A 7,030-nucleotide genomic window follows, 5' to 3' on the forward strand; every position below is an offset into this window, starting at 1 on the left:
CAGCGTATACTGAGAGAGCTTTTTTACAACCTGCTCGACTTTTCAAACACCCTCTAACTCAGCGAATATGCTTAGAAGCTGCACGAGTCCGATGGCTTAGGCAAGAAGTTAGATCGCATACGGAAAGGATATATCAGAAAAGAGGGCAAAGACTCCTTACAGAGGCAGAATTGATGCAATTCATACAGCATCTTACCTCTCTGCCAGATTACGCCTACTCCCTAGATACCCTAGATAACGTAAGCAACTCCCCAGACAACACAAATTGTTAGAGTGAATAGTGTAGTAGACATCTCCGAAAAAGAATGTAGAGACGCGAAATTTCGCCTCTCTACAAGGGTTCTAGATAACGCATATTTAATTTCTGAAGATGTCTAGTAATAAACATTTAGTTTCCTTATTGGTAAAAGTGGACAGATGGGGCGATCCAGTGCTGTTACAATAAACGTCTTAGTTGGCATCATCCAGAGCCAGTTAGGCAATCTATTACGTATATATACTTAGGGGGTTGTTTGAAAAAGCGTCCATTGGGATTAGTGGCAATTGTTCTCTACAAATCATTTACCGCCTTGCTGCTGATGGCTACTTCGATTGCTTTATTATTGACATTAAAAAATTATGAAAGTCTAGAGGTTTTTTCAGAAAATTATGTTTTAGAAAGTAAATCGATAATTATTGATTGGCTTTTAAATAAAGTTCTCAACTTAAATCCGCGAACTTTGGCATTTAGCGGCATTGGAGCAGGAGTCTATGCTATTGTTACTACTATTGAAGCCGTTGGTTTATGGTACGAAAAGCGTTGGGCGCACGTCTTGGTGTTAGTACTTGTTGGTATCAGTATTCCCCCAGAAATTTATGAATTAATTCGGGGCTTCTCTGGGATAAAAATATTGATTCTTGTGTTAAATTTAGCAGTGTTTGCCTATTTATTCCGAAGTTTTCCTAAACATTCAAGGTAATTTTTTCTTCGATACTTAGGGCTTATCGTTAGAGAGTTTATGAGTGCTGAGTAACCAAAAGAGCCAAACGTGGGAATTGAAATATTTGACGGCAGGAGGCTGCGGGTTTAGGCAAAACCAAGACCCCACGTTGTACAATCGCTAGAAATATAATCTGGAGAGCGACTTGCCTAGATCGATTCAGTCTACTCAACCACCACTGAAATTTATTACTCAACGGTTTAACCGGGTTGTACTCCAGATTGTTCGGTGGTTACTACCGATCGCACTACGCTTCCGCACTCGACCTTGGCTAACGGCTGGTATTGTGCGGATTGAAGCCAAAAATGTTGAGGTATTAGCTGAACTTTATCAACAATTCCAGGCTGGAAAAATTCGCTTTTTGTTGGCATTTCGCCACCCAGAAGTAGAAGATCCCCTTTGTATGCTGTATTTGCTTTCCCGCATTGTGCCACAGGTTGCTCGTCAGGAAGGTATTACACTGCAATCTCTTGTTCACAGCTATTTTCTTTATGACCGGGGTATGACGGTTTGGGCTGGAGATTGGCTGGGTTGGTTGTTCTCAAGAATAGGAGGTGTGCCGGTTCATCGCGGTAGGCGACTAGATCGGCAAGCGATTCAAACTGCACGGGAGTTGTTTGCTAATGGCGAACTACCGATCGCAGTGGCACCAGAAGGCGGTACTAATGGTCATAGTGGTATTGTTAGCCCACTGGAACCCGGTGTTGCTCAAATGGGTTTTTGGTGTGTAGAAGACTTGCAAAAAGCTAAACGGACTGAAACTGTGATCATTGTGCCGATCGCTATCCAGTATCGCTACGTTCAGCCACCTTGGTCTAAACTGGATTCGCTGCTAAGTAAGTTGGAAGCTGATAGTGGCTTGCCGATAATGACAATTGATTCGGGCGATAGCGAAGAGTTTTACTATCAACGTATCTATCGGTTGGCTGAATATCTGATTACGCAGATGGAAGAGTTTTATCGTCGCTTCTATCATCAAGACATTCCAAAAACCATCTCAACTGATGAATCTGCTAGTCCGAATCAGGTGTTGATTACCCGACTTCATCGCTTACTGGATAAGGCTTTACAAGTTGCCGAGCAATATTTTGGAGTTCAAGGGCAGGGTAATTCTATTGATCGCTGTCGCCGTTTGGAAGAGGCTGGTTGGAATTACATTTATCGGGAAGATTTGCCAGATATCAATGCTTTACCACCCTTTAAACGCGGTTTAGCAGACTGGGTTGCCCAGGAAGCAGACTTGCGAATGCGGCATATGCGGATAGTGGAAAGTTTTGTTGCCGTCACAGCTACTTATATTCAGGAACAATCGACGGCGGAACGGTTTGCAGAAACAGCTTTGCTCATCTTTGATATGCTTTCTAGAATTCAGGATACAACACTTCCGGGGCGACCTCGCTTAGGTTTGCGACAGGTACAAATCACCGTCGGGGAACCAATTTCAGTTACCGAACGCTCTGGTAATTCTCAGGGCGATCGTCAGGGGGCTAGACAGGCTGTGAGCGATTTGACAAAAGATTTGCAAATCGCTTTAGAGAAAATGATTAGTTGAAGAAGAATTCAGAATTCAGAATCCAGAATCCAGAATTCAGAATCCAGAATTCAGAATCCAAAATCCAGAATTCAGAATCCAGAATTTAGAATCAAGACGCTCGCGGACTCGCTACCGCTACGCTATCAGTCGGGGATTCAGACCCGCCACTACGAAAGTTGACCACCAAATCTACGATTTGCTCGGGGTCTAAAAAGAGGTTATTCATCTGCTTTTTCGGTCAAAATTCATTCAGAATTCTGACTCCTGAATTCTGAATTCTGACTCCTGACTCCTGACTCCTGAATTCAGTTCGATAACGAAAATTCTAAGATTTTTTCGCTCGAATTTTGTCAAAGATTGCTCCTTCATCAAAGAATTTCTTTTGAATTTCGTTCCATCCTCCTAAATCTTCAGCTTTGAAGATAGTTTTAATTTTGGGAAATTTGCTTTCCACTTCTTTGGTAATAGTCAAATCAACGGGACGAAATCCTAATTTGGTAAACTCTCGTTGCGAGTCTGGGGTATAAAGAAATTTTATAAATGCTTCGGCAACAGAGCGAGTGCCGTGTTTATCAACATTTTTGTCTACAACAGCAACAGGATTGTCGATGGAGATATTAATGTCAGGCACAACATATGAGATTTTTTTGCCATTTTTTGTTAACAGAATCATCTCGTTTTCATAGTTGAGCAGAACATCACCTTTATTATCGTTGAAGAACAGTTCAGTGGCATTTCGAGCCGTTTTAGGCAACAAAGGTGCATTATTATAGACTTTGGAGGTAAAGTCTATTGCTTGATTTTCATTTCCGCCAGTTTTTGTCACAGAACCCCAGAGACTAAGGAAGTTCCAGCGAGCACCGCCAGAGGTTCTAGGATCAGGCATAACCACATTTACGCCATCTCGTGCCAAATCTGCCCAAGTTTTGATATTTTTGGGATTACCTTCACGAATAGCGATCGCATCTACAGATTTAGTCACAATTGCATTATTAGGCGCTTCTTTTTCCCACCCCGGTTGAATAAAACCTGCCTGAACAAGTTTATTTATATCAAGTGCAAGTGACAGGTGTACCACATCAGCTTCTTTACCGTCAATCACGGCAAGAGTTTGGGAACCTGAGCCATCATAGCTTTGATTAAAAGTGATATTTTGGTTATGTTCTTTCTTCCACTGTTCGATAAATTTGGGAATAATCTGCTGGTATGCTGCATTAGTAACCGAGTAAGAAACAAAGGTTAGGGTTACATCACTCTGGGAAGCTGCGCCAGCATTACCAGTATTATTGACATTACGTGGAGAGCAAGCAGCCATCACCATACTCAAGCTAACTCCGACCAAGAATAGGGACGCAACACCCCATGCAGAATGCTTGTACAACCATCGTATTAGTTGTACACGCCACTGTCTTGCAGCGTGTAAAGCTTTAACGATATAAGTCTGAACTAATTCAGTCAAATATCTCCTTGATTTTGGAGTACGTTGCCCCTGGTTCATCAAATTTTTCCCCTGAATCTGCGGTAACTTGAGCTAGATGCTGTAGTTAAGGGGCATTATAAAACATTGGTTAAGGATAAATAACTTTTTATTAACCTAAATTTAAACAAGTTATTGAATATATCAAGGAGAACTACTTTTGGAAGCTTCTGCACTGCGAATGATGATATGTCCCTTCTCACTTTCTTGAATAGCCAACACTGACGGTATCTCATCAAGTTTCGCATTTGGGGGCAATGCTCGGAACAAATAAATCCAGCCGCCACGTTCTAGGAGTAAGCGCCAGACTCGCGGCTGCTGTGGATTGCTGATATCATTATCTTCCCTGCCTTGCAAGTCATCGAATAGACCCCGATCGCCAATAATGCGATAACCTTTCAAAGACGGATCGGCAAATGGATCATCAAGTTTGCGTCCGACAGCAAACTTTTCTTCAGGTGTAATTAACGCTACAACAGGCAAAGTAGAATTTTGACTAGCGTCTCGTCGGGCATCTGCAATGCCTTGCCAACGAGCTAACCAAAATATCACAATTAATACCCAAGATACTATTACTATCTCATTGACTAGCGATCGCAGAAATTCCACTGAGCGCAGTTGCACAAAACTAAATTCAGCCAGAGATTTTAGCTGTTTAGCTGTCCATGAGCGTTTGTGTTGGGTAGCAGAGATAATGCGACTCAGTAGTAATTGGCTTGCAGAGACTACAGTATCACTGATGATTTTAATTAACCATAATGTAGCCTGAATGGCGATCGCAGCGACAAAAAAGGCGATCGCACTTTTGCAGATTGCCCAGCCATCTCCGAGAAATATTTGCAGGGGAACCATCAAAAAAGACTGTGCGGGTAAGTCGAGGGTATTGACTTCTAGCTGAAAAAAGTAGAAATATGACCAACGGTAAATCCAGCCTGCAAAGAAAAGCGCCGCACCTAGCAAGCCAAGTACACTCGTGAATTTACCTAAAATATTAGTTTCCTGGTTAGGGGTTTGGGTCATATGGCATATGGGGGAAAACAATGTAGAGTGTGTTACCGCGAAGCGTAACGCACCGAGTTATATAGCGTTTTTCGTTTATATGCAATAGACTTTGACCTCTCTCCAAACCTCTCTTCTAAAAGGAGAGAGGCTTTGAATCTTACTCCCCTTCCCTTGTAGAAAGAGAAAGGTTTTGAATCTTACTCCCCTTCCCTACAAGGGAAGGGGCTGGGGGTTAGGTCTATATTGCACTCAACTGCAAACTGTTATATGTAAATGATCAGTTTATTTTAGTGATTTTACGGAAATTTAGTATACGCCTCTGAAGTTTAATGAGAAAGTTAAATTTAGTCAAATATACTGTTAAAGCCATGAAAGCTTTATTCCAGGGATGGGTTGTGGCAATTTTAGTAATGACAGCAGCATTAGCAGGGAACATCCAAGCTGTAATTAGCAAGGATGTCACAACGGGAAATTTCTTGTTAGCACAGACACCAGTCAACGCAGATGAATTAGAACTTGCAGTAGCCTTGCCAGAGTTAGCAGAGGTGATACTTAAAGCGGGTGACTCAAGCAGTGGTCGGGTAATAGGAATTGATGCACAAGGGCAAGCACTATCAATTCAGCGTAGTGGCAAAACTGCCACGATTCCTCTGAGCCAAATTCAAAAAGTAGTCTTCAAGAATAGGGCGTCAGTTTACAGAAGCAATGGGCAGCAAATTATCCGGGGTGAGCGAGACCGTCCCACAGGTAAACTAGTAACTTGGAGTGGTATACCCCTAAATACTTTTACCGTAAAAAATTCTACTCAAGGTCAAGCAGTGGTGAAACTGAAACCACCTATAGTTTCTACAGCACAGTTGCAGGGTATTGAGTCAGTGGCTAGAAATCGGCAATATGTGGTAGATGAAATCCAATTCAATTTGCAACAACGAACGATCAATATTCTGGCAATACCTTATTGATTCGTGAATTATTTTAGCTGTACGCCTCTACAGCTATACATTTGTATCTACTCAACGTGAAAGTAGGTAAGTTACGCCTTTTTGGTAACAAAAACTTCGATGCTAGTGACAAATGTTTAAACGTTTGTAACAAATGCTTCGTTGCTTGCAACAAATGTTCAAATATTTACAACAAATGTTCAAACGTTTATAACAAATGCTTCGTTGCTAGCAACAAATGTTCAAACATTTGCAACAAATGTTCAAACGTTTATAACAAATGCTCCGATGTAGGCAATAAATATTTCAAGCTTTATAGGACTTACGCAAAGTTAACGTATTTTTGTCCTTGCGATCGCTCTGCTTCCTGGAAGCGTTCGTGTAGGGTAGCAATCCCAGACTTGACCAAATACTTTGATGTTGCTAACGATAACTTCTGCTAACACCCAATTGAAAACAGCTACCTCTGCGCTATTCTATGAAAAAAATTCTCACCAATTTTTTAGCTTTGGGCGTTTGTCTAACGCCTTTAACAGTAATGCTGATAGCTCAACCCACCTGGGGACAAACTCAAAACTCGCGATCGCAAGAAGCAAAAAGACTGTTAAAGCAAGGGATAAAACTGACACAGCAACAGGAACACCAACAGGCAATACAAATATTTCAGCAGGGTTTAACTATTGCACGAGAACTCAAAGACCAAAAACTGGAAGCGCTCGCACTGCTTGGGCTTGGGCGTAACTACGACGATTTAGGACAAAAGCAAAAAGCACTCGATTTTTACAACCAAGCTCTACCCCTATATCGTGCTGTGGGCGATCGCACTGGTGAAGCTCGTACACTCGATAACATCGGTGGAGTCTACAACGCTTTAGGAGAAAAGCAAAAAGCACTCGATTTTTACAACCAAGCTCTGCCCCTATTTCGTGCTGTGGGCGATCGCACTGGTGAAGCTCGTACACTCAATAACATCGGTGGAGTCTACAACGCTTTAGGAGAAAAGCAAAAAGCACTCGATTTTTACAACCAAGCTCTGCCCCTATTTCGTGCTGTGGGCGATCGCACTGGTGAAGCTCGTACACTCAATAACATCGGT

General features: G+C 42.0%; 6 protein-coding genes. 4 read left to right on the top strand and 2 right to left on the bottom strand.

Annotated elements, in window-relative coordinates:
• The first annotated feature begins 512 nt into the window (after window positions 1-512).
• Both PUQ00_RS29075 and PUQ00_RS29080 read left to right on the top strand, forming a co-directional pair.
• Complete coding sequence (locus PUQ00_RS29075; RefSeq protein WP_300423099.1) at window positions 513-959, top strand: DUF2127 domain-containing protein; 447 nt, start codon at window positions 513-515, stop codon at window positions 957-959.
• A gap of 166 nt (window positions 960-1,125) precedes the next feature.
• Window positions 1,126-2,532, top strand: coding sequence for a 1-acyl-sn-glycerol-3-phosphate acyltransferase (locus tag PUQ00_RS29080; RefSeq protein ID WP_300423102.1), 1,407 nt, complete (start codon window positions 1,126-1,128; stop codon window positions 2,530-2,532).
• A gap of 307 nt (window positions 2,533-2,839) precedes the next feature.
• On the opposite strand, the gene PUQ00_RS29085 is transcribed toward PUQ00_RS29080, so the two are convergent.
• Together PUQ00_RS29085 and PUQ00_RS29090 are read right to left on the bottom strand one after the other, a co-directional pair.
• Window positions 2,840-3,973 carry a sulfate ABC transporter substrate-binding protein gene (locus tag PUQ00_RS29085; protein WP_300423104.1) on the bottom strand — a complete coding sequence of 378 codons (1,134 nt, stop codon included), beginning with the start codon at window positions 3,971-3,973 and terminating at the stop codon, window positions 2,840-2,842.
• A gap of 162 nt (window positions 3,974-4,135) precedes the next feature.
• Window positions 4,136-5,011 (bottom strand): hypothetical protein, encoded by an 876-nt coding sequence (locus tag PUQ00_RS29090; protein ID WP_300423106.1) that lies wholly within the window; start codon window positions 5,009-5,011, stop codon window positions 4,136-4,138.
• A 311-nt stretch (window positions 5,012-5,322) separates the two neighbouring features.
• Between PUQ00_RS29090 and PUQ00_RS29095 the strand changes: the two genes are divergently transcribed.
• Entirely contained in the window at window positions 5,323-5,955 is a 633-nt protein-coding gene (locus PUQ00_RS29095) for a hypothetical protein (RefSeq protein WP_300423109.1), read from the top strand.
• A gap of 457 nt (window positions 5,956-6,412) precedes the next feature.
• On the top strand, window positions 6,413-7,030 hold a 618-nt coding region (locus tag PUQ00_RS29100), incomplete at its 3' end, for a tetratricopeptide repeat protein (protein ID WP_300423112.1).

The sequence above is a fragment of the Nostoc sp. S13 genome, from assembly GCF_029379315.1.
Taxonomy (GTDB): Bacteria; Cyanobacteriota; Cyanobacteriia; order Cyanobacteriales; family Nostocaceae; genus Nostoc.

Coding starts and splice junctions, on each gene's coding strand:
- PUQ00_RS29090 (WP_300423106.1), bottom strand. CDS start 5,011: ATGACCCAAACCCCTAACCAGGAAACTAATATTTTAGGTAAATTCACG.
- PUQ00_RS29095 (WP_300423109.1), top strand. CDS start 5,323: ATGAGAAAGTTAAATTTAGTCAAATATACTGTTAAAGCCATGAAAGCT.